19 protein-coding genes and 2 pseudogenes are annotated in these 25304 nt (G+C 70.4%); 16 read left to right on the top strand and 5 right to left on the bottom strand.

The window, feature by feature from the left end:
- The first annotated feature begins 147 nt into the window (after nucleotides 1–147).
- The 3 genes from J2S41_RS20170 (at nucleotide 148) to J2S41_RS20160 (ending at nucleotide 3955) form a co-directional block, all read left to right on the top strand.
- Nucleotides 148–1485 carry a hypothetical protein gene (locus J2S41_RS20170; RefSeq protein WP_310369456.1) on the top strand — a complete coding sequence of 446 codons (1338 nt, stop codon included), beginning with the start codon at nucleotides 148–150 and terminating at the stop codon, nucleotides 1483–1485.
- Between the two features lie 206 nt (nucleotides 1486–1691).
- Entirely contained in the window at nucleotides 1692–3023 is a 1332-nt protein-coding gene (locus J2S41_RS20165) for a calcium:cation antiporter family protein (RefSeq protein ID WP_310369455.1), read from the top strand.
- Between the two features lie 137 nt (nucleotides 3024–3160).
- Nucleotides 3161–3955, top strand: coding sequence for a DUF3152 domain-containing protein (locus J2S41_RS20160; protein WP_310369454.1), 795 nt, complete (start codon nucleotides 3161–3163; stop codon nucleotides 3953–3955).
- A 124-nt stretch (nucleotides 3956–4079) separates the two neighbouring features.
- Here J2S41_RS20160 and J2S41_RS20155 read toward each other — a convergent pair whose 3' ends face one another.
- Nucleotides 4080–8081, bottom strand: coding sequence for a ricin-type beta-trefoil lectin domain protein (locus tag J2S41_RS20155; protein ID WP_310369453.1), 4002 nt, complete (start codon nucleotides 8079–8081; stop codon nucleotides 4080–4082).
- A gap of 17 nt (nucleotides 8082–8098) precedes the next feature.
- Between J2S41_RS20155 and J2S41_RS20150 the strand changes: the two genes are divergently transcribed.
- Nucleotides 8099–8629, top strand: coding sequence for an RDD family protein (locus tag J2S41_RS20150; protein ID WP_310369452.1), 531 nt, complete (start codon nucleotides 8099–8101; stop codon nucleotides 8627–8629).
- Nucleotides 8630–9125: 496 nt separating this feature from the next.
- Here J2S41_RS20150 and J2S41_RS20145 read toward each other — a convergent pair whose 3' ends face one another.
- Both J2S41_RS20145 and J2S41_RS39865 read right to left on the bottom strand, forming a co-directional pair.
- The gene (locus tag J2S41_RS20145; RefSeq protein ID WP_310369451.1) at nucleotides 9126–9491 is read right to left on the bottom strand and encodes a helicase-related protein; all 366 of its coding nucleotides are present in this window, start codon (nucleotides 9489–9491) and stop codon (nucleotides 9126–9128) included.
- 289 nt (nucleotides 9492–9780) lie between these two features.
- Nucleotides 9781–10368 (bottom strand): annotated as a pseudogene (locus J2S41_RS39865) (SNF2-related protein); the annotation flags it as partial.
- Between the two features lie 770 nt (nucleotides 10369–11138).
- Between J2S41_RS39865 and J2S41_RS20130 the strand changes: the two are divergent.
- The 11 genes and pseudogenes from J2S41_RS20130 (at nucleotide 11139) to J2S41_RS20080 (ending at nucleotide 23623) form a co-directional block, all read left to right on the top strand.
- Nucleotides 11139–11561 carry a hypothetical protein gene (locus J2S41_RS20130; RefSeq protein WP_310369448.1) on the top strand — a complete coding sequence of 141 codons (423 nt, stop codon included), beginning with the start codon at nucleotides 11139–11141 and terminating at the stop codon, nucleotides 11559–11561.
- An 895-nt stretch (nucleotides 11562–12456) separates the two neighbouring features.
- Nucleotides 12457–13203, top strand: a pseudogene (locus tag J2S41_RS20125) (helix-turn-helix domain-containing protein); the annotation flags it as partial.
- A gap of 484 nt (nucleotides 13204–13687) precedes the next feature.
- Nucleotides 13688–14347 (top strand): RraA family protein, encoded by a 660-nt coding sequence (locus tag J2S41_RS20120; protein ID WP_310369447.1) that lies wholly within the window; start codon nucleotides 13688–13690, stop codon nucleotides 14345–14347.
- On the top strand, nucleotides 14344–15492 hold the full coding sequence (locus J2S41_RS20115; RefSeq protein WP_310369446.1) for a pyridoxal phosphate-dependent aminotransferase: 1149 nt from the start codon (nucleotides 14344–14346) through the stop codon (nucleotides 15490–15492). The genes J2S41_RS20120 and J2S41_RS20115 overlap by 4 nt, the downstream gene beginning before the upstream one ends.
- Before the next feature lie 89 nt (nucleotides 15493–15581).
- Nucleotides 15582–16199, top strand: a complete 618-nt coding sequence (locus J2S41_RS20110) for a TetR/AcrR family transcriptional regulator (protein ID WP_310369445.1) — start codon at nucleotides 15582–15584, stop codon at nucleotides 16197–16199.
- Nucleotides 16200–16483: 284 nt separating this feature from the next.
- A complete protein-coding gene (locus J2S41_RS20105; RefSeq protein WP_310369444.1) occupies nucleotides 16484–17308 on the top strand; it encodes an alpha/beta fold hydrolase in 825 nt (274 codons plus the stop codon).
- Nucleotides 17305–18417: a DUF3500 domain-containing protein gene (locus J2S41_RS20100; RefSeq protein WP_310369443.1), complete on the top strand. Its 1113-nt coding sequence runs from the start codon at nucleotides 17305–17307 to the stop codon at nucleotides 18415–18417. Before J2S41_RS20105 ends, J2S41_RS20100 begins: the two co-directional genes overlap by 4 nt.
- A gap of 36 nt (nucleotides 18418–18453) precedes the next feature.
- Nucleotides 18454–20235, top strand: coding sequence for a gamma-glutamyltransferase family protein (locus J2S41_RS20095; protein WP_310369442.1), 1782 nt, complete (start codon nucleotides 18454–18456; stop codon nucleotides 20233–20235).
- Nucleotides 20232–20966, top strand: a complete 735-nt coding sequence (locus J2S41_RS20090) for a YoaK family protein (protein WP_310369441.1) — start codon at nucleotides 20232–20234, stop codon at nucleotides 20964–20966. Before J2S41_RS20095 ends, J2S41_RS20090 begins: the two co-directional genes overlap by 4 nt.
- 33 nt (nucleotides 20967–20999) lie before the next feature.
- The gene (locus J2S41_RS20085) at nucleotides 21000–22400 is read left to right on the top strand and encodes an MFS transporter (protein WP_310369440.1); all 1401 of its coding nucleotides are present in this window, start codon (nucleotides 21000–21002) and stop codon (nucleotides 22398–22400) included.
- On the top strand, nucleotides 22397–23623 hold the full coding sequence (locus J2S41_RS20080) for an FAD-dependent monooxygenase (protein WP_310369439.1): 1227 nt from the start codon (nucleotides 22397–22399) through the stop codon (nucleotides 23621–23623). Before J2S41_RS20085 ends, J2S41_RS20080 begins: the two co-directional genes overlap by 4 nt.
- 57 nt (nucleotides 23624–23680) lie before the next feature.
- Here J2S41_RS20080 and J2S41_RS20075 read toward each other — a convergent pair whose 3' ends face one another.
- Complete coding sequence (locus J2S41_RS20075) at nucleotides 23681–24121, bottom strand: winged helix-turn-helix transcriptional regulator (RefSeq protein WP_310369438.1); 441 nt, start codon at nucleotides 24119–24121, stop codon at nucleotides 23681–23683.
- 86 nt (nucleotides 24122–24207) lie between these two features.
- Here J2S41_RS20075 and J2S41_RS20070 point away from each other — a divergent pair, with 86 nt between their 5' ends.
- Nucleotides 24208–25050, top strand: a complete 843-nt coding sequence (locus J2S41_RS20070; protein ID WP_310369437.1) for an enoyl-CoA hydratase/isomerase family protein — start codon at nucleotides 24208–24210, stop codon at nucleotides 25048–25050.
- A 92-nt stretch (nucleotides 25051–25142) separates the two neighbouring features.
- Here the strand turns inward: J2S41_RS20070 and J2S41_RS20065 are convergent, their stop codons facing one another.
- Nucleotides 25143–25304: a nuclear transport factor 2-like protein gene (locus tag J2S41_RS20065; protein WP_310369436.1), complete on the bottom strand. Its 162-nt coding sequence runs from the start codon at nucleotides 25302–25304 to the stop codon at nucleotides 25143–25145.

Raw genomic sequence — 25304 nt, 5'->3', positions numbered from 1 at the left:
AGAATCCGTATCTGTCGTATCGGCGACAATCACCTACGTAGCCGGCGATGAGTAATGCGCGATCCCTCCAGCGTCGACGGCGGCGCCGGTCGCGGTGAGCGAGACCGCCACCGATCGCCGTTGGCCGGAATGCCTACAGTGATCGCCATGCTCGACTCGTCCGCCCGCCGCCGTCCGGTCGCGGTACTGCTGACTCTGCTCGTCGCGCTCGCCGGCGCCTACCTCGGTGGCGCCGCAGTGAACCGGGCCGCGTGGGAGTTCGCCCCCGGCCTGCCGTCCGGTGCGGCCGCGAATGAGATCACCGCGACACTGCTGCCCGGGCTACACGTGTGGGGTGGCGGTGACGCCGACCTGTTCGTGTCCCAGAGCGACGGGGAGGGCATCGAGTATGGGTATGCCACCTACTGGGTGCGGCACACCGGTCCGACCCGGGATATCCAGGCGTACACGACCGATGCCCGTGACCGCCTCGCCGCCGCGGGCTGGCGGGTGCACGACTACATCTACGATCCGCCGGAGGATCTGATCGACGGTGGTACGGCTAGCGCCGCCCGGTTCTGGGCCGAGCGCCCCGGCCTGGTGCTCGGCTTCGAGGACTTCCTGTTCACGGAGCGGCCCGCCTACGACGCCGACGGTGGCATCCAGATCACGCTGCGCCGTGACGACCCCGGCTGGCTGGCACCCGTCACGTGGGCCGGGGCGATCCTCGGTGGGGTGCTGGCCGGGGCGCTCGCCGTCTGGACCCGGCGCCGCATCGCCGTGGTGCCGGGCGGGTCCCGGATCGCCGCTACCACCACGGTCTTCATGCTGCTGCTGCTCCTGCCCGGGATGCTGGTGCAGCCGGTCCCGGAGGTACCGGGGAAGGCGCCGTTCTGGGGTGGCTTCATGGACCTGGGGGAGGGCCCGGCGGTGCTCGCCGCCGTCCTGGCGGTGCCGCTGCTGGGTGTGGCGGTCGTGATCGCGTTCCGCGCCGGTCCGCTCTGGCCGCTCATTCGCCGGGTCGCCCTCGCGGCCGGGCGCCGGCGGTGGCTCGTGCTCGCCACCGCGTTGGTGGTCGTGGCCGTCGCCGCATTGACCTGGACCGCCGCGGCCGTCCCGGCCGCGCGCCCGGAGGCCGCACCGTCGGAATGCCGTCCTGCGCCCGGCCCGCCGGCGCAGGCCCCGGCGAGCGAGACGAACGGCAGCACACTGGCCCGGGTGTACGTCGATCCGGCCTCCACCCCGGATGAGCGCAACCTGATCGCGGCGGCGATCCGCCGCAGTTGGGCCGGTGTCGACGGCCCGCTGGTGTGGGACCCGGATTCGGCGGAGTTCCGTGACGTCTACTGCGACGGTGGCGTGATCCCGGCCGAGGCGGTCGCCGGCCTGCCGTACTTCTTCGAGGTCGAACTGGCTGTGCCGACCGACTACCCGGCGCTGGTCCAGGAGGTCACCGGTCTGCGCGGCGTGGTCACCGTCCGCCAGGAACGCCCTCGCGAGGACTGATCACCGCCGCTCCTGGCCGTGCCATCCGAGGTGGCCTGACGGACGGATCGACCTAGGCGGTGTGCGGGTAGGCGAGTATCGCCGATGCGGTGCCGGCCGGGACCCGCGAGAGTCGGCGGCAGCCGGGTCCGCGCAACCCTCGTCCGCCCGGCGAGGAGGAGATGCTCATGGCCGCTGCGGCGTCGAGGTGGTATCTACCGCCTCCGGTGAGTCTGATCGCGCTCGCGGCGACGGCGCCCGGGGTGTCGCTGTCGCTGTCCGGTGCCGCGGCACCGGCGGGCCTGGCGGCGGCTGCCTTCGGGGTGTCGATCGTGGGCGCGGCGTTCTTGCTCGCCTGGGCTGCGGAGGCCGCGCAGGTGGACGTCTCGGCCGGTCTGGCCGTGGCCGTGCTCGCCCTGATCGCGGTGTTGCCGGAGTACGCGGTGGACTTCGTGTTCGCCTGGCGTGGTGGCGGCGCGGTGCAGGAGTACGGTGTCGACTGCCGTGCCCCCGGGGAGGGGGCGTCGGCGTGCTCGCTGGCCCTGGCGAACATGACCGGCGCGAACCGGATCCTCGTCGGGATCGGCTGGGCGCTGGTGGTGGTCATCGCGTGGCGTCGCGCGCGCCGTCGCGGTGTGCCGGCCGCTGAGGCCTCGGCGGTCCGGCTCGGGCGGCCCGACGCCGTACCGCTCGCGTTTCTGCTGATCGCCTCCATCTACTGCCTGGTCCTGCCGTTCAAGCGGACACTGACGCTGGCCGACACCGCGGTGCTGGTGGGGATCTTCGCCGCGTACACATGGCGGATCTCGCGGGCACCGGCAGGGAACCCCGACCTGATCGGCCCGTCCGCGTGGCTGGGCGGTCTCCCGCCGAAAGTGCGCCGGAGCATGGTCGTCGCCGTCTTCCTAACCGCGGCCACGGTCATCCTGCTCACGGCCGAGCACTTCGCGGACGCGCTGGTGGAGAGCGGTACAGCGATGGGCGTCAGCGAGTTCATGCTGGTGCAATGGCTGGCACCGTTGGCCTCCGAGGCACCGGAGCTACTGGTCGCGGCACTGTACGCGTGGCGGCTGCACACCAACGAGGCGCTGGGCGCGCTGGTGTCGTCGAAGGTCAACCAGTGGACGCTGCTGGTCGGCACCCTGCCGATCGTCTTCGCCGTGTCCAGCGGTGGCCTGTCCGGTCTGCCGATCGACCCGGCGCAGCGCGAGGAACTGCTCCTGACCGCCGCACAGTCGCTGTTGGCGGTCGCTCTGCTGATCCGGCTCCGGCTGACCGTACGCTCGGCGTTGTTGTTGCTGGGTCTGTTCCTCACCCAGTTCGTGGTCAGCGCGGTGGCGCCCGGCGTCGCCCGCGGCGCTGAACTCGTTTGGCTGTCGGCGGTGTATCTGGGGCTCGCTGCGGTGGTCCTGATCCGGGACCGAGCCGCCGTGCTGCCGCTGTTGCGGGACGGCCTGGTGTCCTCGTACCGCTCACTGGGCGACCCGGCCTGTTGCACCACCGCCGGCCGCCTGCGACTGCGGGTGGACGAGGCGGTGGACGCCGGCCAGAGCAGGTGAGACATTCCCGGGGAATCACCGGAAGACATCATGATTCTGGGCAGATACTGACCTCGCTCCTGAACACACCATTGCGGCACTTTGGAACGCGATGACCGCGTACGCCGACATGGTGTCGAGTCGAAGGAGTGCAACCGGTGTCAATCCGTGTGAGGCAGATCGCTGGGATGTGCGTGCTGACGACGTTGTTGTCCGCGTGCGGCACGGCCGCCGATCTACCACGCTGGCAGTGGGGAGCACCGTCCCCCGAGGCGCCGCAGGCCAGTCCCACCGTTCCGATCGTGGAAGACCACGAGGTGCCGAAGTCGGGAAGCGGGATATTCGCTGTCGCGGACGGGACCGGTGAGGTCATCGGCAGGGGCGGGGAACCTATCACGTTCCGGGTGGAAGTGGAGACCGGAATCGACTGGGGTGACGTCGAGCCGGTGACACCCGACGACTTCGCCGACACGATCGACACAGTGTTCAAGGACCCGCGGAGCTGGGCCGGGTCGACCCAGCATCCGGTCACCGTGCCCGACCAGGGCGTCACCAATGCGTCGTGGCGTTTCCGGCGGGTCGACGGGGAGGTCTACAAGGTGCGGGTGCGCCTCGCCACGCCGAATACCGTGGACCAGCAATGCGCGGCGGCGGGCCTGGACACCGAGGGTAAGTATTCGTGCCGGTACAACGACACGATCATGGTGAATCTCGGGCGCTGGCTTCAAGGACTGCCTGAGTCGGGATCCCTGGACGAATATCGGGCCAGCGTCATCAACCATGAGATGGGCCATTTCCTGGGATTCGTCCACCAGAAATGCTCCGGTTCGGGCAACCTCGCGCCGGTGATGATGCAGCAGTCAATGGGCCTCGACGGATGTCTGCCCAATGCGTGGCCGTTCACCGAGGAAGGTGAATTCGTCACCGGCCCGCGGGTGCCGGGAGAATACTGAACAACGACGCTGCGGTACGCCATACGGTGTCCGGTGTCTTCCGCCTTGACCGTTCTGGCGCCGGTCCGGCGCCGGTGACTGCCGGACTGCGGCCGTGGTGCCCGCGGTCCGGCAGTCCCCCCGGTCAGCCCGCCAGCGGCAGCTTCCAGCCGGTGCAGGCCCCGAGATAGAGGGCGGCGAAGTCCGCCCCAGTGGGCGTGGACAGGCAATGGCCCGATGCGACGTGGCGTAGGACACCGCCGGTTTCAGCCCGCCACACCTCGGACGCGGCAGTCCCGCAGTCCTGGATGACGATCTGGGTACCCACAGCCGCGGCACCGCCGGCCGGCGCCATGCAGCTATTGTGCGCGGCGACCCGCCCGTCAGACCTGATCTTCCATAGCTGGGCGTCGGTGAAGTTGCAGCCGAACATCCACAGGGTATTGTCGGGCCCGCCACCATCGACGCAGCGCCCGGACGGGTGAATGATGACTCCTTGCTCCCCGGGCGCGATGACGAACCAGGTGAACGTGGCCGTGGTGACACCGGCCGTGGACGCGGCCCGTACCGTGACCTGATACTGGCCCGTCTGGGTCGGCGTGCCGGAAATCGTGCGGGATGCGTTGAGCGCTAAACCCGGCGGCAGCCCGGTTACGGTCAGCGCCGGTGCCTCACCGCCACCGCTGGTGACGGTGAGCGTTAGGCTCACGGCGATTCCGGTGACCGACTGCTGCGTGATCGGGACGGTGACCCGTGGCGCCGTAGGCAGCGTCCACAGTTGCCCTGACCCGGCGACGCAGTCAGCGATGACGAACGCGATGTCCATGTCCAGCGTGGGCGCGGTCAGGCACCGGCCGGAGGCGGGATTGCGCAGCTCGCCGGCCTCGGTGCTCTGCCACACCTGACCCGCGCCGGTGCCGCACACCCCGATCACGACGGGCGTGCCCGCAGATGTGCCGTTGCCGGCCACGGTCATGCATCGGCCCTGCACCTGGAGGCGCCCGTCGTTACGGACGGTCCAGAGCTGGGTGTCGCCGTCGTTGCAGAACCAGACGATGATCGGGTTGCCGTCGGTGAGCCCGCCGCGCGAGTTGTCGGCGCACCACGGGCTCGGCCCGGTGATCTGCCCGTGGTGAACGGTCCACTGGAACGAGGTGCTCGCACCGACGCCGGAGGAATCGGTGACCGTCACGATCGCCCCACCACTGCCGGCCGCGGTCGGCGTACCGGAGAGTTTCCCGGTGGCCGGGTCGAGCAGCACACCGGTCGGCAGACCGGTCGCCGAGAACCGGGCGATCGTCCGGGACGGCAGGGCGGTGGCCGTCACGGCCACCGCGACCTTCGCGCTGGTGGTCCAATGCTGCGGGGGTACGCCGGTGATGGTCACCGGCGCGGTCGGCAGCGACCAGATCTGGCCGACGTTCCCCGCGGTGCAGGCGGCGACGGTGAGCCGGGTGTTCTGCACCGGGTCCGCCGCGGTCAGGCAGCGGCCGGACGCCGGGTTGCGGATCTGACCACCGGCCCCCGCGGTCCATACCTGCGTGGTGGCGGTGCTGCAGTCGGACAGCTCCGTGGTGACACCGTCCGCGCCGATTGTGAGGCACTTGCCGACTACCTCGAGCCGGCCGTCACCACGGACCGACCAGAGCTGGGAGCCGCCGTCGTTACACGACCACAGCACGATGGGGTTGCCGTTCGCCGTGTTCCCGGTGTAGTCGTCGACACAGAAACCGTTGGGGCCGGTGATGCGACCGTCCGCGACCTGCCAGGTGAAGGTGGCCGTGCCGCGCACGCCGTCCTCGTCCGACGCGGTGACCGTCACCGTCGCGGTGGCGGTGGTGGTCGGCACACCACTGATCATGCCGGTGCCGGCGTTGAGAATCAGGCCTGCGGGAAGCCCGGTCGCCGCCCAGGTGATCCGCTGGGTGCTGTCCCGGCTGGTGGCAAAGACGGAACGGCGTACCTGGTCACCCTTGCGCGTCACGTGCAGGCCCGGGTTCTCGACCGTGACCTCGTTCGCCTCGCTACCGGAGGGAAGCTCCCAGAGCTGGAGCGCCGTGGCGGCGCAGTCGGCGAGCGACAGCAGCGCGTGCCAATCTGCCGACGCGGCGTTCAGGCATCGGCCGGCCGCCGGATTGCGGATCTCACCGCTCGGCTGTGCGACCCAGATCTGGGCGGCGCCGCCGTCGCAGGCGCGCAGCACCACAACCTCAGGACCGGCCGTCACGCACCTGTCCTGAATCTCCAGGCGGCCGTCCAGATGTGCGGTGACCAACTGAGGCCCGGTGTCGTTGCACGGGTACAGTTGGATGGGTGTTGCGTCGGCGGAACCGCCGGGGTTGTCCACACACAGGCCGCCAGGGCCGGTGAGCCGGCCCTGCCCGAGCAGCACCCTCCACCGGAACGTGGTGAACGTGCTGGCGCCCGCGGCGTCCCTCGCGGTTACCGTGACGGTCGCGCCAGCAGCGGCGCTACCGGTGATCGCACCGGTGGACGCATTGATCGCTAGCCCCGCGGGGAGTCCGGTAGCCGCGTACCGCATGCCGCCCGCCGCGCTGGTCGCCGTGACCTTCTTCAGTGAGACGGTCTGGCCGGCCGTGGTGGTCTGCGCGCCAGGGTTGGCCAGCGAGACCGGATTGCCGCACCTGGCCCGCAGAAGCCGGTCCGGCGAGCCCGGCCCGGAGTCACTGATCATGCCGGTGGTGGCGCAGGCGGACAGCGCGTCGCGCACCTGCGCGGGAGTGGCCGTCGGATGCTGGGCCAGGTAGAGGCTGGCGGCCCCGGCCACGATCGGCGAGGACAGCGACGTGCCGCTCGAGACCGTCGTGTCGGTGTCCCCGGTCCACGCGGGCGTCGGAATCTCCACGCCGGGCGCGAAGATGTCCACACACGAGCCGTAGCTGGACCAGGACATGCGCCGATCGTGACCGTCGGTGGCGCCGACCACGATCACCTCCGGCACGCGCTGCGGCGAAGTCCGGCAGGCGTCCCCGCCGTCGTTGCCGGCACCCGCCACGTACGTGATGCCCTTGGCGACCGACGCGCGAATCGCGGCATCCAGCGCGTCCTGCGGGCCGGTTACCCAGCTCATGTTCACCACGGCGGGCCGCGGGGCGGTCGCGGTCACCCAGTCGATCGCCGCGAGCATGTCGGCCGCGGCGCCGGCACCGTCGCAGTCGAGGACGCGGACCGGATGCACCGTGGCCCGCTTCGCCACGCCCCAGGTGGTGCCAGCCGCCGCACCGGCCACGGCGGTACCGTGCCCGCCGCAGTCCTCGTGGTCGGTGCCGGGCATACTCGCGCCGATCCGGCCGGCGAAGTCGCGGTGACTGGTGCGGATTCCGGAGTCGAAGACGTAGATGTGCGCACCGGCGCCGTCGGTGTCGTAGTCGTAGGTGCCGCTGAGCGTCCGCTCGGCCTGGTCGATGCGGTCCAGGTTCCAGGACGGGTCGGTCTGCGTGCCGGTGGACTCGACCACCAGGTCCTGCTGGACAGAGGCGACTCGGCCGTCGGCGGACAAGCGTGCCGCGTCGGCTGCGGACATCCGGACGGAGAAACCACGAAGCGCGGCGGTGTAGACGGCGCCGACCGTACCGGAGTACCGCGCCGCGAGGTCCCGCGCGGTGTCGCCGATGTCCGTGACGCCGTCCGGCGCACCCTTCAAGAGAACGATGTAGCGGCCGGTGATCGGCTGACCCGCGCGCCGGATCGGTGAGGCGGTCTGCGCCACCGCCGAGGTCGCCGCCGCTGCCCGTGCCGGGGACGACGACATCGACATCGACGGCGTCGTCGTCGAGACCGGTGTCGTCGGCGGTGGGGACGCGGCTGCTGCACTACCGGCCGGGACCGCGGCCGGAAGCGTCGGCGGCTCCACGGCCTGCACCGTGAACGCCGCGGCCGTCAGCGCGGTGACGGCCAGGGTGGACACTACCGCCGCCGGCCGGATCGGCAATGAGCGTCGGGGTGTCCGAGGATGAAACACATTCATGGAGTTAAGTCCTCGAAGGGCATTGTGTATGGGGCAGTCGCAGCCTAGGGACTCGACCGGCGCAGAAGATCCACATTGGGGAAAACCCTCTACTGCTATACGGAACCGCAGGCCGCCCGGGGTGCCGATCCGGCGCTCCGCCGCACGTGCACGGCACACCTGGTACAAAGCTGCGCGTGAGTGCACAGTCGCAGTACCCGCAACATCCTGAACCCGCCTCCGCCGAGCCGCTCGGCCCGAACGGCCGGCCCCTCGCCGGTCTCGGCCCACGGCTCGGCGCCCGGCTCCTCGACAGCGCCATCAACCTCGTGGCGATGTCCTCCCTGGCCGGGCTGATCGGCGGCGGCCTGGCGCTACTGGCGGCCTCGACCGCCGGTCATGACTCCCCGGTCGTACCCATCACCGCCATCAGCACGATCCTGCTCGTCGTCATCGCATTCCAGTACGTCTACGAAGTCGAAATGCCGCTGCGATGGCACGGGCAAACCCCCGGCAAGCGGCTGCTGAAGATCGCCCTGACCTCGCGAGAACCGGGCGTGGCGCTCAGCCGGAGCGCGCTGACCTCCCGACTGCTGGTCATGTTGGCCGCCAATGTGCTGTCCAACTGCGGCATCGGTTTGCTCGACCCGCTGTGGTGCCTCTGGGACAAGCCGTACCGCCAGTGCCTGCACGACAAACCGGCGAAGACGGTCGTAGTCCAAGCCTGACTACGCACATCTGCGAGGGCGGTGGTATCGGACGCCGCAGGCTCGTCCACACGCCCGAAGCTGCGGCGAAATCCGTAGCGGCCGCGGCGTGCGACGCCATGTGATCGGACGCCGCCTGCTGCAAGCCGGGCATCCTGCTAATGCCCACCGCGCTGCCCAAGCCTTGATCATTGGCGCCGGCCGGTCTCGTAACAGCGCCGTCACGGGCGACGGCTGTCACGCCGATCCGTCGTTCCGCCAGAAACGCTCTGACCGGGAGCGCACCGACGAGCACTACGCCGCCGAGCCGACCGACGACCATGTACGTCGGGCCCGACCGACACTAGCCGCGGCGGCTCGCGGCAGTCAGGGACCCCGCCGGTGATGTTCCGCGGGTGTGGTGGAGCCGTGACGGCTGGTTCTATGCGATTGATAGAGTCGAAACGGGGGAAGCTCAATATGAAAACAACGCGGTGACCACAAGCCCCTGGGCTTTCTGCCCGAACAGTGTTGATGTCTACGTGCCGAGCCGCCGGGCTTCGGTGTTGATGATCCGTTCTTGCTCCGCCGGGCCGATCTCCAGCCTCGGGTAGTCGGGGTCGACGGCGCGGACATCCTGCCGCTTGGCGGTGCTGTCCCGGGCGTACGCGTCGAACGCGCGCCGTTTCTGGTCCAGGATCTCTTCGATGCGTTCGTCGACGGTGTCTTTGGCGAGGAGCCGGTGGACGCGGACTCTCACCGTCTGGCCCATGCGTTGCGCGCGTGCGATGGCTTGGTCCTCGGTGGAGGGTTTCAGTTGTGGTTCGGCGAGGATGACGACGGATGCGGCTTGAAGGTTGAGCCCTTGGCCGACGGTGTCGATCTGGCCGATCAGCACCCGCATGGCCGTCATGGTCGGTGAACGAGGCGAGTTTCTGGGCCCGGCGGTTGCCGGTGTCGGCGCCGGTCACCACGACACGTGGTGTCTTTACGAGGGCGGCATCGATCGTCTCGATCGTACGCAGGTACCGGGAGAAGACGAGGACCTTCCAGCCGTTGTCCGCGGACTCGGCCACAATCTCCCGCAGACGTACGATCTTGGCTCCGCCCGGCCCGCCGTCGTAGGCTGCACGGCGCATGTCATCGAAGCGCCTCTCGGCAACCGCATCCGCGTAGATGCGCGCCTCGCGCTCTTCAAGGGCGACGAAGTCATCGTTCCTGATCACCGTGGGCAGGTCCTTCAGGACATCTTCCTGGTTACGGCGCAGATATACGGCGCCGACCTTCTTGCGGAAGGCGATCTGATCGACGAACGCGTTGTCGTGCGGCAATAGCCGGTCGGCTAGCGGGCCATCGATGTAGCGCACCAGGCTCCGGAACTCCCGCACGTGGTTTTCCATCGGTGTGCCGGTCATCAGCAGGACCCGCTCCGCGCGGGCGGTCAGCGCACGGACCTGCTGAGAGCGCTGCGCCTGTGGTGTCTTGATCCGGTGGGCCTCGTCGACGACGAGCAGACCGAGCCGAAGTTCAGCGGGCAACTGCAGTCTCCCGAGCGTGCCGAACGTGGTCACGGCGACACCACCGTCAGCGATCCACCGCGACAGATCATCGGCGCGTTCGGCGCCGTGGAGCTTGACCGCGGACAGAGAGCTGTGGGTGTGGATCTCGTCCAGCCAGTTCAGCACGCCGCTGGTCGGGACCACGATCAGGCACCGCAGCCGGCTGGCGCGGGAGAGGTGCGCGATGACGGCGATCGCTTCGATCGTCTTGCCGAGCCCCATTTCGTCGCCGAGGATCGCGCCTCGGCGTGACAGCACGTATTGGGCGCCGAACACCTGATAGTTGCGCAGGGCGGTCGTCACTCGCTGCGATCGAGCGCGACGAGCCCGGCCTCGTCCGCGACGGCGCGCGAGATGTGTCCCAGATCAGCGCGGGTCTGCGTTCAAGATCATCGGTGTTCCCGGTGGGAACACCACATCAGCGCAACTGCTACGATGGGCTACGCAGAGCCACAACGTGCCCGGTGCAAATCCGGACAGGTAGGGTCACATGCGGGTCAGCGGCCTGTGATCGTGGGGGTTCAAGTCCCCCCTCGGACACCAGTTTTGGGATCTGTGCGTACAGCACGGGCCCCGTGGTCGAACCCCGTTCGGCCACGCGACCGCAGCATCCCTCCCACCCTCCTGCGAGAATTCGCCGCCAGGGGTGGTCACGGTGAGTACCGTTCCTCGGCTTCCCGTGGTCCCACGTGCGACATCGGCGGATGCCGGGAAGACCACCCGTGTGGCTGGGCTGCGCCGTCCGGCGCTGCCGCTGGCTCCGTTGTCCGAGCGCCGGCAGGGCGGGCTGGTCTATGCGTGCAGCACCCTCGACAGAGGGCGCGTGGTCGACCGCGCGCTCTTCGCCGCCCTGGGGTGGGAACCCGGCTTGAGCGTGATCGCCGGGTCGGGGATAGTGCTGAGGGTCAGACGTACCTTGCGCAATCGACGGTACCGACGGACGGCTGGTTCGGATTGAGGTCTCATCCATGGGCCAGGGATCGAGACAAGACGTGGGTGAATGGGGTGCCGAAGTGAGTGTGCCGGAGGTATCCCAGCCGAGCCTTCGCGGCCTGCGCTGGTTTAGCGGTGCTGCAGTTTTTGCCACATTGCTCGTACCTTTGAAATTCCTAACTCAACTTCCGTACAATGGTGTTCCCAATCCGGACGAGGAATGGTTTGCCGAAGAAATCATTCTTGGGGTCGGAGTGGAGGTGGTTCTCTATCTCTTTCCGTCGCTAATCATTTTGGGTTACCTTGCTACCAAGGTTTCCCGTTCGGGCCGCGACAGAGAGTTCCACAAGCGATGCCGGTTGCTTCTGCTGCCGGTAACGCTTGTCGGCTGTTCCATCACCGTCAACCCGATTTTCCTGGTAGTCGAATTCGTTGGTCAGTTAGCCCTGACGTCCTGGGCTATCTGGCTGGCCAAGCGTTGACATGACCTGAGGAGCCGGGGGGGTCCAGGATCATCTGGCCCCCGCTGCGATGGAGCCGAATCGCCGTGGCCTGGTGCGCGGCGACCGGTGAAGTCGGCTTCACGGTGACGGCGAGTGCTACATAAAACCCTCAATATGTCTGCCGCAGCCACCAATCGGGGAATACCTGCCGAACTCCTTCATGGCGAAGGTCGGAATCAGTGACGACGGAAGAACTGCTCGTTTCGCCAGCGCGTAGAGTGGACTCAACTCGCGCTACCGTGTTGCGCGGTCGACGGCTTTCTCGCGATTGACATCGGAGAGGACGTGACTGTTGGGCTGAGTGGAGATGACTATCCCTCCGTCCAGGTCGTTCAATACACCGAGCGAGGGCAGAAGTATCTGGCGACAGACATGACCGAGACTGACTTCTGGTATGGTCTCCGGTAATTTCCTCAGATGCCGAAACGAAACGAATTTTGGGTTAGCGGAGAGCGGCAGAAGTGAAGTCATCCTCATCCAGGCACAGTGCGTGGGCAGGACTGCGGTGGTTCGCCATCATGGTCGGGATAGCTACGTTCTTCGCTCCGGTGAGATTTCTCCTCGTCCTGTCCTGGGGGGCACCTGGATTCGCCCAGAATCCTGGAGGATATCTGCGGTTCGGCATCGCTGTGGAGGTGGTAGGCGTATACCTTCCAACTGTCATTGCGATTGGTATTTTTGCCGTTCAGCTATCACGGCTCGCAGGTGATGCCATGTATCAGAAGTCACTGTATATCGTGCTACTATCGGTAACCTTTTTTGACGGCGATAGTGAACCTAAACCCGCTCTACTGGATTCCCCTACTGGTCAGCCAAGGGCTGACGGCATTCGTGGGTGTGCGTCTCGCCAAACGCTGACGCGACTCTCACCCCCATGGGCCTGGTCTGCTTAAACCTTCGGTGGGCGGGAGGCCGTCCCCGCCGGATCAGTGAAGACGACGAAGCGTTCTTCGTCGCGACGGCCACGTCCCATCCGCGCCGGCTCGGGCGGCCTTTCATCCGGTGGAGCCTGCGGAAACTCACCGACCACCTCGCCGGCCGTGATGCCGCCCGGCGGCTGGTCGTCAGCCCGGAACGGCTGCGGCAACTGCTCCACGACAACGACGTGTCCTGGCTGCGCACGCGCACCTGGAAAGAGTTCTCGGATCCGGACTTCGACGCGAAACTCGATCGGATAGAGCAGGTCACGAACCTTTCCCGGACCGGTGTTCGCCTTCGACCAGTTCGGGCCGTTGTCGATCCGCCCGCACCACGGCAGCACGTGGGCGCCGCGGTCCGAGACCGATCTACGTCATCCTCGACAACCTGTCGGCGAACAAAACGGCCAAGATCCGTGCATGGGCGGTCCGGAGCAAGGTTTGAGTGGTGTCTGAACCCGACCAGCGCGTCCTGGGCCAACCCGATCGAGGCCCAGTTCGGACCGCTCCGCACGTTCGTCATGGCCGGCTCGGATCACCCGAACCACACTGTCCAGGCCCGTGAGCTGCAGAGATATCTGAACTGGCGAAACGCCGACGCCCGCCACCCCGACGTCCTCGCTGCCCAACGACGCGAACCCGCCGGCATCCGCAGCGAACGCCGACACCGCTGGGGCCGGCCACGCCTCCAGAGCGCCGCCTAGCCACAGACCCAGCGAACGTTCGTGGACAGCCCATAGCCGCCTGCCGCCCGGCGGCCGTCGGCGCGACGCCCGGCCGTGCCGGGACCCCGGCGATCGGGGTTCGCGGACGGCCCCGGCCCGCTGGTCCGGCTCGCCGTCCTTGAGCGGGAGCCCGCCGGCGCCGGCCCGCAGCGCGACGTGGATGTGGTCGCCGAGGTCGTCGTCAGCATCGGCACGCGCGGGCGGTACCGGCTGGCAGGCTGCCGTAGCTGCGGCATCGCCCCTCGGGCGCCGGCCGCTATTCGGTTGAACTCCGCCTCCGCCCCGCGCAGGACCTCCATCCGGTACGGCGCCGAACTGACGTGCGTGTACTTCACCGACATGCCGTGTGCGAGTTCGTCGTCGCCGCCACCGCTCGACGGCACTGGAGGTTGTCTCCGGGCGTTCGGACGGCTATGGTCGTTCAAAGTGAGATGTCTGCCTCATTTAAGATCGGAGTCTCATAGTGTTCATCGCCGAAGGGACGGACGGCGTCACCGTCGCCGCCCGCTGGGATCGCCTCCCCGTGGCGGAGACGGCGCGCCTGGCGGACGTGCCGGCCGCCAACGTCGGTGACGCCCTCCAGCGGATGACCGTCATGGACGGCGGGATGCGGCTGGTCACCGAGGGGGCGGCGCTGCGGGGAAACGCCCTCACGGTGGACGTGCGCTCGGGTGACAACCTCGCCATCCACCGGGCGCTCGACGAGGCCCAGCCGGGTGACGTCCTGGTCGTCAACGGTCGCGGCGATCCGACCCGGGCACTGATCGGCGACCTGATCGGCGAGATCATGGTGAACGCCGGGGTGGTCGGCGCCGTGGTCGACGGCGCGGTCCGCGACGTCCGGGCGCTGTCCGGCATGGGCCTCGCCGTCTACGCGCGGGCGATCACGCCGGCCGGGCCCTTCAAGCACGGGCCCGGCTCGATCGGCTCCCCGGTGGCCGTCGGCGGCGTGGTGGTGGCCGCCGGTGATGTGCTCGTCGGGGATGCCGACGGGGTCGTCGTCGTCCCGCGGCACCGCGTCCCACAGGTCGTGGCGGCGCTCGACGGGATCGTCGAGGGGGAGGCGGCGCTGCGCGAACGCATCCTCGCCGCCCGTGCCGGCGGCGCGGCGGTGGCCGGATGACCGCCGTGCCCGCCGCCCGGATCGAGGAGCTGCGCCGCCTCTCGCGGCGTCCCGCCCTCGCCCCCGCCCCGCCCGGAGCCGTCTCCCTGGCCATGGGCGAGCCCGACTTCCCGACCCCGGCGCCGGTGATCGAGGCCGCCGAGGCCGCGCTGCGGGCGGGCAAGACGCACTACGCCGACCAGAAGGGGCTGCCGGAACTGCGCGGCGCGCTCGCGTCCCGGCTGCCCGCCCACCCCGGCCGGGCCTGGACCGCGGACGACGTCGTGGTCACCCACGGCGCCACCGCGGCGCTGGCCGCGATCGTCTTCGCCATGGTCGGCCCCGGCGACCGCGTGGTCATCCCGGAGCCCGCCTACTCGCTCTACGCCGACCTCGTCGTCCTCGCCGGGGGCACCGTCGTCCCCGTGCCGCTCGGCCCGGATCTGCACTGGGACCTCGACGCGCTGGCCGCGGCGCTCCTCGGCGCCACCATGCTGATCTTCTCCAACCCGTCGAACCCCACGGGTGTGGTCCACGGCAGGAAGGAACTGGAGGCCCTCGGCGAGCTGCTCGACGGCTCGCCCGTCCTGGTGGTCAGCGACGAGGCCTACCACCGGCTGGTCTATCCCGGGCACGAGGCGATCTCGGCGCTGGAGATCCCGTCCCTGCTGGACCGGACGGTGTACGTGCAGACGTTCTCCAAGACCTACGCGATGACCGGCTGGCGGGTGGGGTACCTGACCGGTCCACGGGCGGCGGTGGACGCGGCGGCCCACGTGCACCGGACCTTGCACGGCTCGCTGAACACGGCCGTGCAGCACGCGGCCCTCGCCGCCCTCGACCTGCCGGACGCCGTCGTCGACGCCATGGTCGGCCGGTACCGGCAACGCCGCGAGCTGGTGATGTCCCTGCTGTCCGGCGTACACGGCCTGCACCTGACCCCGCCGGAGGGAGCGTTCTACGGCTTCATTCGGTACGACGCGGACGTACCGTCCGAGACTGTCGCCCGCCGGCTCGCCGAGCGTGGGGTGATGGTCCGGGCCGGAGCCGAGTACGGCCCGTCGGGGGAGGGCCACATCCGGATCTCCTTCGCGACCGCCGACGACGACCTGCGGACCGGGCTGGAACGCCTCGTCGCCCACTTCGACACGACGAGGCGCCGATGACGCCGAACGTTCGCCACGCGCCCGGACGGCCGGCTACCTCTCCGAAGGCGATACCCTGTGCCCGCACGTCGACGAGGTGGAGGAGGCTCGTGGCCGACCGGCAGGCCCCCCCGGGTGGTGGCCAGAAGCTGCGCAGCGACACCCGCCGCAACCGCCGCCGTCTCCTCGAGGCGGTCGGCCAGCTGGCCCGGGAGTCGCCCGACCAGCTCACCATGCAGGCGGTCGCGTCTCGCGCGGAGATCGGCCCGGCCACCGCATACCGGTACTACTCCTCGGTTGAGGAGGCGCTCGAGGCCTATGTGCTCAGCGTCGTCGAGGAACTCCGCGAGTTCAGCGTGACGTCGTCGGCTCAGGGGCGGCCGCTGTTCGACGCCGTCGTGAACAAGTGGATGGATCTGCTCGGCGAGCACGGCGCGGCGCTGGTGCGGTTGCGATCGCGACGGGGTTACCTGGAGCGGCTGCACAGCGGCAACGAGACTATCGCCGCGACCCGCGACGCCTGGAGCGAGCCGGTGCGGGGCCTGCTGGACGACATCGACGCTCCGGCGGAGATGCTGGAGTACGCCCTCTTCCTCTGCAACATCATCTTTGACCCGCGAGAGGTGCAAGACCTGCTGCGGGAGACGCATCTGTCGCGGCGCGAGGTCGTCGCCAGGCTGAGCGAGGCTTACTTGGGCGCCCTGCGCGGGTGGGCGCGGGCGGGCTGACGGCCCACCTCGCACGCGGTCCGGCGTGGGTGCCGCAGGCGGCGCCCTTCAGCACCGAGGGCCCCGCTCGCCGTACCCGGCGCGCGTGAACCGGCACGCCCGCACGGCGCTCACCATGAGGGCGGGCTCTTCCCTGCACGAGCAGGGAAGCGGCGCTCTCGCACCGCCGGCCCGGCGCTGCCGCGGCGCTCGATCGACGGCGGACCGCACCGCCAAAGCTGGTAATAACCTTGTCCGAAATAATGCTTATTTCTCCTATTTGTAACGGCAAGGAGGCCGTCACGATGCGGCGGACAGATCAGGGGTCCCCCCGACCGAGCGGGTCCACCGTACAGGCGGGTGAACTCACCGTCGGGATCATCGACGACGGCGGCGACGGTGCGCCGCTGCTGCTCGTGCACGGCGACGAGGGCGACCGGACCCAGTTTCGGACGCTCCGTGAGCTACTCGGCGGCGGAATCCGGACGATCTCCTACGACCAGCGCGACTCGGGGATCACCGTGAACCCGCCGGTCCCGTACACGCTGGAGGTCCTCGCCGACGACCTCGCCGACCTGCTCGACGCCCTGGGCCTCGACCGCGCGCACCTGCTGGGGACCTCCTTCGGCGGCGCGGTCGCGCAACACGTCGCGTTGCGGCATCCGGGCCGGGTCGTCTCCCTGATCCTGGTCGCCACCACGCCGAGTTCCGCGCTGGGCAGCAGGGTGATCAACAGTCTGCGGCTGATGACCTCCGATGAGCGGGCACGGGCGACCGGCGACTTCCTCTTCACTCCGGACGGACAGGATTCGATGCGGGCCGGACCGGTCCGGACGCTCGCGGCGCGCGACCCCGATCAGCACGCCCGCCGCCACGAGGCCGCCCGGCAGCACGAGGTCCGCGACCGGCTCCGCGAGATCACCGCGCCCACCCTGATCGTGCACGGCACGGCGGACCGGCTGGCGCCCTACGCCGGCGCCCTGTTGATGGAGGAGCGAATGCCGTACGCCGAATTGCGGTCGATCGAGAACGGACGACACGGGATCGCGGTGGAGTTCGCCGACCAGGTCGCCCGCTGGGTCCGCGAGTTCATCGGCGTGGACGCGACCGATGCGGCGGCGCGGCCGTGACGGATCCCCGCCGCCAGGTCGCGGAGCACATGGCCGAGGCGGCCCGGCAGTGGCTGGACTCCCTCGACCCGGATCAGCGCCGGGTCGCGGCATGGCCGTCGCCGGGCGCCGGCGCCGCGGCCGAGACCGAACGCACCCGCTGGTTCTACACCCCCACCGACCACGGCGGCCTGACCTTTCACCAGCAACGGCCCGCCCAGCATCGGCTGGTCATGCGGCTGCTCGCGACCGGACTGTCCGAGGCCGGATACACCACCGTCACCACCGTGCTCGGTCTGGAGAACGTGCTCGACCGCGCCGAGGACTTCGCGGTGAACTGGGGACGGGAGCGCACTCGTGACCCCGGCATGTACTACCTGCGGGTCTTCGGCGAGCCCGGCGGCTCGCAGCCGTGGGGCTGGCGGTTCGGCGGCCACCACGTGTCGCTCAACAACCTCGTCGTGGACGGGCGGGTCGTCTCCACCACGCCGTGCTTTCTCGGCGCGGACCCGGCCGTGTCGCCGCTCCTGGGCGGCGCGACGCTACGGCCGCTGGGTACCGCCGAGGACCTGGCCCGCGAGCTGGTCCGGTCCCTTCGCCCCGGCCTCGCCGAGCGCGCGGTCCTGCTGGCCCGCGCGCCGAACGACATCGCGACCGGCAACAGCGCCCGGGTCGACGGTCGTGTGGTGCGACGCGCCGATCTCTGGCGCCCCGGCCCGCACGTGCCGGACCGGGCCGATCACCCGGTCACCGGGCTCGACGGCGCGAGCCTGCAGGCGGTGACGGTCACCCCGGCGCCCAAGGGCGTGCCGGGCGCCGACCTCGACGGCGGCCAGCGCGAACTGATGCGCGCGCTCCTCGGCACATACCTGGACCGGGTCCCGGCGGGGGTGTCGCCGCTGCGTCACTACGACGACCCGGCCACGCTGGACGCGGTGCACCTGGCCTGGGCCGGCTCCACCGCGCCGGGCGAGCCGCACTACTACCGCCTGCAGGGTCCACGGCTGCTCATCGAGTGGACCAACATCCACCGCGGTGCCAATCACGCGCACGCCGTGTGGCGCGATCCCGAGAACGACTTCGGCGGCGACGTGCTGGCCGCCCACCATGCCACCCACCACAGGGCCTGAGCCCGGCATGCACCGTATGAACGGAAGGTGACTGAGATGGCCACTCATCAGACGCGCCCCACGCTGCGCGGGTCCTTCGGCATGTGCGCCTCGACGCACTGGCTGGCGTCCGCGACGGCTCAGTCGGTGCTGGAGCGCGGCGGCAACGCGTTCGACGCGGCCACGGCCGGCGCCTTCGTGCTGCACGTCGCCGAACCGCACCTCAACGGGCCCGGCGGGGACCTCGTCGCCGTGCTCGCCACCGCGGCCGATCCCGCCCCGCGTGTGCTGGCCGGGCAGGGACACGCGCCGCACGGCGCCACCATCGAGCATTTCCGGGCCCGGGGGCTGAACCGGGTGCCCGGTGCGGGCGCGCTCGCCGCCGCCGTGCCCGGCGCCGTCGACTCCTGGCTCTGGCTGCTGGCCGAGTTGGGGACCTGGGAACTGGCCGACGTGCTGGACTACGCGATCGGCTATGCGGAGCGCGGCGTTCCGGTCGTGCCCCAGCTAGCACACACGTTGTCCACAGTGGAGGAATTGTTTCGATCGCACTGGCCCACGTCGTACGCGCAGTGGATGCCCGGCGGGCACGTCCCTGCGCCGTACGAGACCCTGACCAACGCCGTCTACGCCCGGACCCTGCGCCGGCTCATCAACGCCGGGGTGGGCGGGACGAGAACCTCGCGGATCGCCGCGGCACGTGCGGCCTGGCGAACGGGATTCGTGGCGGCGGCCGTCGAGGACTTCGCCTCCGTACCGCACCGGCACTCCGACGGCCGCGACCACGCCGGGGTCATCACCGCGGCCGACTTCGCCGACTTCGTACCGTCGCTGGAGCCCGCGGTGACCGCGGAGTTCCGCGGCGTCACGGTGGCGAAGGCGGGCCTGTGGTCGCAGGGCCCGGTGCTGCTGCAGGCCCTCACCATCCTCGGCCACTTCGGCGACGAGCAGATCGATCCGTCGACCGCCGAGGGCGTCCACACCATCGTCGAGGCCCTGAAGCTGGCGATGGCGGACCGGGAGGCGTACTACGGCCATCTCGATCCGGACGAGGCGGACTCGGTCCTCGGCCGTCTGCTGTCCCCCCGGTACAGCCGGGAGCGCGCGGGCCTGATCGGCCCGGCCGCGTCGACCGAGTTCCGGCCCGGCGACATCGGCGTCCCGCCGTACCGGCCACCCCTCGTCACGCGTGAGCCGGCCACGCCGGCCGTCGGCGTCGGCGAGCCCACCGTCCAGCAGACCGGGGAGACCCGGGGCGACACCTGCCACCTCGACGTCGTCGACCGATGGGGAAACCTGATCTCCGCGACGCCGTCGGGTGGATGGCTCCAGTCCTCTCCCACGGTGCCGGAACTCGGTTTCGCGCTGGGCACCCGGCTCCAAATGACCTGGCTGGACCCGGCCGCGCCGTCGCGCCTGGCCCCGGGGCGGCGGCCCCGCACGACGTTGACACCGACGCTGTTGCTGCGCGACGGCCTCGCGGTGGCCGCGCTCGGCACCCCCGGTGGCGACCAGCAGGACCAGTGGCAACTGATCTATCTGGTACGCACGCTGGTCTTCGGATCAGACCCGCAGCAGGCGATCGACGCGCCCGCGTTCCACACCACCGCGGTGCCGAGTTCGTTCTGGCCGCGGACGTGGACCCCGAACGGTCTGGTGATCGAGGAGCGGGCGGGCCGGGAGGTCATCGACGGGCTGCGCGCCCGCGGCCACGACGTCACCGTTTCCGGCCCGTGGAGCCAGGGCCGGCTGTCGGCCGTCACCCGCGACCCGGCCACCGGCGTCCTCCAGGCGGCCGCGAACCCACGCGGCGCGCAGGGCTACGCGGCCGGCCGATGAGCGTCCCCGCGGCCCGCGTCACCCCACTGGGTCTGATGCTGGCCCTCACGTTCGTCACGGGCGTCGTCGACGCCGTCGGTTACCTGCGCCTGGACCAGGTGTTCGCGGGCAACATGACGGGCAACGTGGTCATCCTCGGGATGGCGGCCGTGCCCGGCACCGGGCTGCCTGTGCTCGGGCCCGCGGCCGCGCTGGTGACCTTCCTCGCCGGAGCGGCCATCGCCGGGCGGGTCCTCCGCGACTCCGCCGCGGGCTGGAGCCGCCGGTGCACGGCCCTGCTGGGCGGCGTCGGGCTGCTCCTGACCGCCACGGCGATCGGCGTGTACGCGACCGGGGTTAACGGCGCCCGTACCCGCCTGGTGATGGCGGCGTCACTCGCGCTCGCCATGGGGATGCAGGCCGCCACGGCCCGCCACCTGGCGGTGAAGGACGTCACCACTGTGGTCGTCACCTCCACCCTGACCGGCCTCGCGGCCGACTCCCGGCTCGGCGCCGCCCGCGGCCGGGGAGCACTGCGCCGGTGCGCGGCGGTGGCGCTGCTCGTTCTCGGCGCGATCACCGGAGCCGCACTGTGCCGGGTGCACGAGAGCGTCGCGGTCGCGACGGCCGCCGTCGTCGCCCTGACCGTGACCGCGCTGGGCCACGCGTTCGTGCGCCCCGGCGACGACTCCACACCCCCCGGCACGACACACCGGGACGAAGCCGGGCCACGCGTTCGTGCCTCCCGGTGAAGACTCCGCTCCACCTCGACGAAGAGGAGACTCATGACGACAACCCTCGATCCCTCCGTCCGCATCGGGAAGGCCGCGGTCGCCGCCGTCGGCCTGCTGGCGCTCGCGACCGGCGCGCTGGAATCGGTGGTGACGCCCACGCTGCCGCTGCTGCAGCGCGAGCTGGACATGTCGCCCGCCGAAGGGGCGCTGCTCAGCATCGTGCTGCTCATCACCGGCGCGCTCATCACCCCGATCGCCGGCAAGTTCGGTGACCGCTACGGCGGGAAACTGGTGCTGGTCCGGCTGATGGCGTTGGTCTCGGCCGGCGGGCTCATCTCCGCCCTCGCGCCGAACCTTCCTGTGCTGCTGGCCGGTCAGGTGCTGCAGGGTGCCATGGTCGGTGCGCTGCCCCTGTCGTTCATCCTGATGCGCAAACACCTCCCGGCGGGAGAGTCGAAGGTCGCCATCGGCCTGGTCAGCGGCCTCTTCGTGGGCGGCGGGATGGCCGGAACGCTGATGGCCGGACCCGTCGCGGAGGGCCTTTCCCGGCACTGGATGTTCGCGCTGCCGACCATCGTCGTCATAGCGGCCACCGCGCTGGTCGGCAAGCTGTTCCCGCCGGACCCTCCGGGCCGCTCGGACGGCGGCGGTATCGACTGGCCCGGCCTGGCGCTGCTCTGCGGAACGCTGGTCACGCTCATGCTCGTGCTCGCCCTGGCGCCCGACCTCGCCGCCGCGCAGCCGGTCGTGCTCGGCGGGCTCGTCGTGCTGCTGGCCGCCTTCGTGACCGGGTGGATCATCGTCGAGCGGCGGGTGGCCTCGCCCATGGTCGACCTGCGTATGCTCGCCCGGCCCGCGGTGTGGAAATCCTGCGTGCTGACCTTCGTGATCTGCGTGGGCACCGCGACACCGGTCTACCTCGTGCCGCAGTTGCTCGCGCTTCCCAGCGACGCGTACGGGTTCGGGGCCAGCGCCACCGCGATCGGCTTCTTCCTGCTGCCCGGCACGATCGCCGCGACGCTGGCCGGGCCGATCGCCGGAATCGGCGCACGGCGCTTCGGCGCGCGGTTCGTGGTCACCGCCGGGGTCGTGCTCCTGGTCGCCGGCCTCCTCGGTCTGGCCCTCGTCCACACCGCCGTCTGGCAGGTCGTCGCCGGCAAGGCGCTGATCGCGCTCGCCAACGGCCTCTGCGTCACCGCGATGGTGACCAGCACCGCCACGTCCGTCGATCAGAACGACACCGGCATCGCCACGAGCCTGGTGCTGGTCACTCGCGTACTCGGGTTCGCGGTGGGCGTCCAGTTCAGCGGCGCGCTGCTGACCGCGTCGATCCCCGCCGGGTCGGACGTCCCGGCCGAGTCGGCCTTCGTCACCAGCTTCGTCATGGCCGCCGCCGTGACGACGCTGTCCCTGTTCGTCATCCGCACCATGAGCAAAGGAGCCAAGGAGTGAGCCGCACCAGCCAGCCGGCGGAGGGGTCGGCCACCCCCCGGCGCACGGTCCTTGTCTCCGGGGCCAGCATCGCGGGACCGACCCTCGCGTACTGGCTGAACCGCTACGGGTACGCCGTCACGGTCGTGGAGAGGGCCGGCGCGCCGCGGAGCGGCGGTTACCCCATCGACGTGCGCGGAACCGCCATCGAGGTCCTGCGCAGGATGGGGCTCCTGCCGCGGCTGCGGGACGCGCACATCGACCTGCGCCGGCTCACCTTCCTCGGCGGCGACGGCCAGCAGGTGGCGTCGCTCCACCCGCACTCCGTCACCGGCGGCGTCACCGGAAACGACCTGGAGGTGCCACGCGGCGAGCTGACCGCCGCCCTCTACGAGGCCGTTCGCGACGACGTGGAGTTCCTGTTCGACGACTCCATCGCCACCATCGACCAGGCGGGTGACGGTGCCGAGGTCACGTTCCACGGCGGCGGCCGGCGGCGGTTCGACATGGTGTTCGCCGCCGACGGGATGCACTCCCGTACCCGCGAGATGGTCTTCGGCCCCGAGGCGCGGTTCCACCACTACCTCGGCTACTGCTTCGCCGTGTTCACCATGCGCAACACCCTCGGCCTCGACTCCGAGACCGTCATGTGGAACACCCCGGGCAGAGCGGCGGCCCTCTACGCCGTCGGCGGCCAGCGGGAGGTCCACGCCTTCCTCACCTTCGCACGGCCGGAGCCACCCTTCGACGCGTTCCCGACCCGGGCGGCCCAGACCGGCCTGATCAGCGAGATCTTCGCGGACGCAGGCTGGGAGATCCCGGGCATGCTGGCCGCCCTGCGCGACGCGGACGACGTGTTCTTCGACGCGGTCGCACAGATCCGCATGCCCCGCTGGTCCAGTGGCCGGGTCGCGGTGCTGGGCGACGCCGCGTACGCGCCGTCGTTCCTCACCGGACAGGGCACCAGCCTGGCGCTCGTCGGCGCGTACATGCTGGCCGGCTCACTGGCCGATCAGGACCACGCCACGGGGTTCGCCGCCTACGAGCGGGCCACCCGCGAGTTCGTAACCCTCAACCAGGCGCTGGCCGGGGCGGGCGGGGGAACGCTGTTCCCGGCCACCCCCGAGGCACTGGAGCAGCGCAACGATCGGCTGCGCCGGCTCAGCGCCATGCCGTCCCCGCCACCCCGGCCGGCCCACACGGCGCTCACCCTGCCGGACTTCGAGGCGCCCGCCCGCCGCTGACCAGGGACCCTGAGTAGCCGCCCGGCCCGGTGTCGCCACCGGGCCGGGCGGTTCGGTTCAGCGGCCGGGCCGCCGCGCGTGTACCTCGGTGTCGTCGATGGGAACGCCGGCGTCGTTGAGGAAGCCGACGTGCACGGGCTCGCCGGCCTCGTCGGTGAACCGGATGGACGGGATCGAGCCGGGCGCGTGCGCGTCACCCCACTGTTGCAGCGAGGCCAGGACGACGACGAGTTGCCGGCCGGCCGTCGTCAGCACGTACTCGTCCCGTGGTCTGCTGCCCGCCTGCTGGTACCTGCTGCGCTCCAGCACCCCGGAGCCGACGAGGGCGGCCAACCGCGCCGCGAGCACGTCGGTGGAGATGCCCAGCGCGGCGCGGAACTCGGAGAACCGCCGGCTGCCCGCCATGGCCTCGCGCAGGATCAGGAAGGTCCAGCGGTCGCCCACCACGTCCAGGGCGCGGGCCATCGAGCACAGCTCCGGCGGGTTCCTCGGTGACATGCCCGCAGCATAGCTCACTTTGACATCCAAACCCAGGTTGGCTAAGTTGGCTTTACCAATCCAGCCCGCAGGGGAGGAGACAGCTCATGTACGACTACAAGGCACTGCAGGTCACGGTGGCCGACGGCGTCGCTCAGGTGACCATCGACCACCCTCCGGTGAACCTCCTGGACACGACCCTCATCGGGGACCTCGGCCACTTCATCGGCACGGTCCGCGACGACTCCTCGGTGCGCGTCATCGTGTTCCAGAGCGCCAACCCCGACTTCTTCCTGGCCCACGTGGACTTCGAGTTCATGGAGCACCCCGAGCGCTTCGCCGCCCTGGCCGGCCTGGTGCCGGGCGACGGCACGCTGAACCCGATGCAGTCGCTGCACCTGGCGCTGCGGTCGCTGCCCCAGCTCACCATCGCCAAGCTGCGCGGCCGGCTGCGCGGCGGCGGCAACGAGTTCGCCATGGCCACCGACCTGCGCTTCGCGGCCGCCGGCCAGACCTGGCTGTCCCAGGTGGAGAGCCGGATCGGCATCATCCCCGGCGGCGGCGGCACGCAACTGCTGCCGCGGCTGACCGGCCGGGCCCGGGCGCTGGAGGTGATCCTCACCGGCGACCTCTACGACGCGCGCACCGCGGAACTCTACGGCTGGATCAACCGGGCCGTGCCGCCGGAGGAACTGGACGCCACCGTCGACGCCGTCGCCCGCACCATCGCCGCACGGCGCCCGGAGCAGATCACGGCGGCCAAGCAGGCCGTCGACGGCGCGCTCCTGCCGGACGACCTCGCGGCGGCGCTGGGCCGGGAGGGCGCGGCCCTCGCCGCGGTCTATCCCGCGCCGGAGGAGATCGTGGCCAAGGTCGCCCGCGCCGTCCAGGCCGGAGCACAGTCCCCCGACGGCGAACTCGACCTGGAGAACGCGATCGCCCGCGCCTGACCGTTTCGGGGGCCGCCGCGCGCGGCCCCCGAAACGTCCGCGTCGCGCATCCCTCGCCACCGCGCCGAGCCCGGGCGGGTCGCGCCGGAGCGCTATGCGGCCGACCGGGGCTTCTCCCGCATGCGACCGCTGACGATCCCCAGATCGATGCCTTCGTACCGGCCGATGTACTCGACATACCGGCTGATGCGGCCGTCCCGGAAGGACAGGACGATGCAGTTCTCCATCTCCACGCGCTCGCCGGCCGGCGCCAT

The sequence above is a fragment of the Catenuloplanes atrovinosus genome, assembly GCF_031458235.1.
Classification (GTDB): domain Bacteria; phylum Actinomycetota; class Actinomycetes; order Mycobacteriales; family Micromonosporaceae; genus Catenuloplanes; species Catenuloplanes atrovinosus.
The sequence above is the reverse complement of the archived record's forward strand: the minus strand, read 5'-3'. Positions and strand labels throughout refer to the sequence as shown.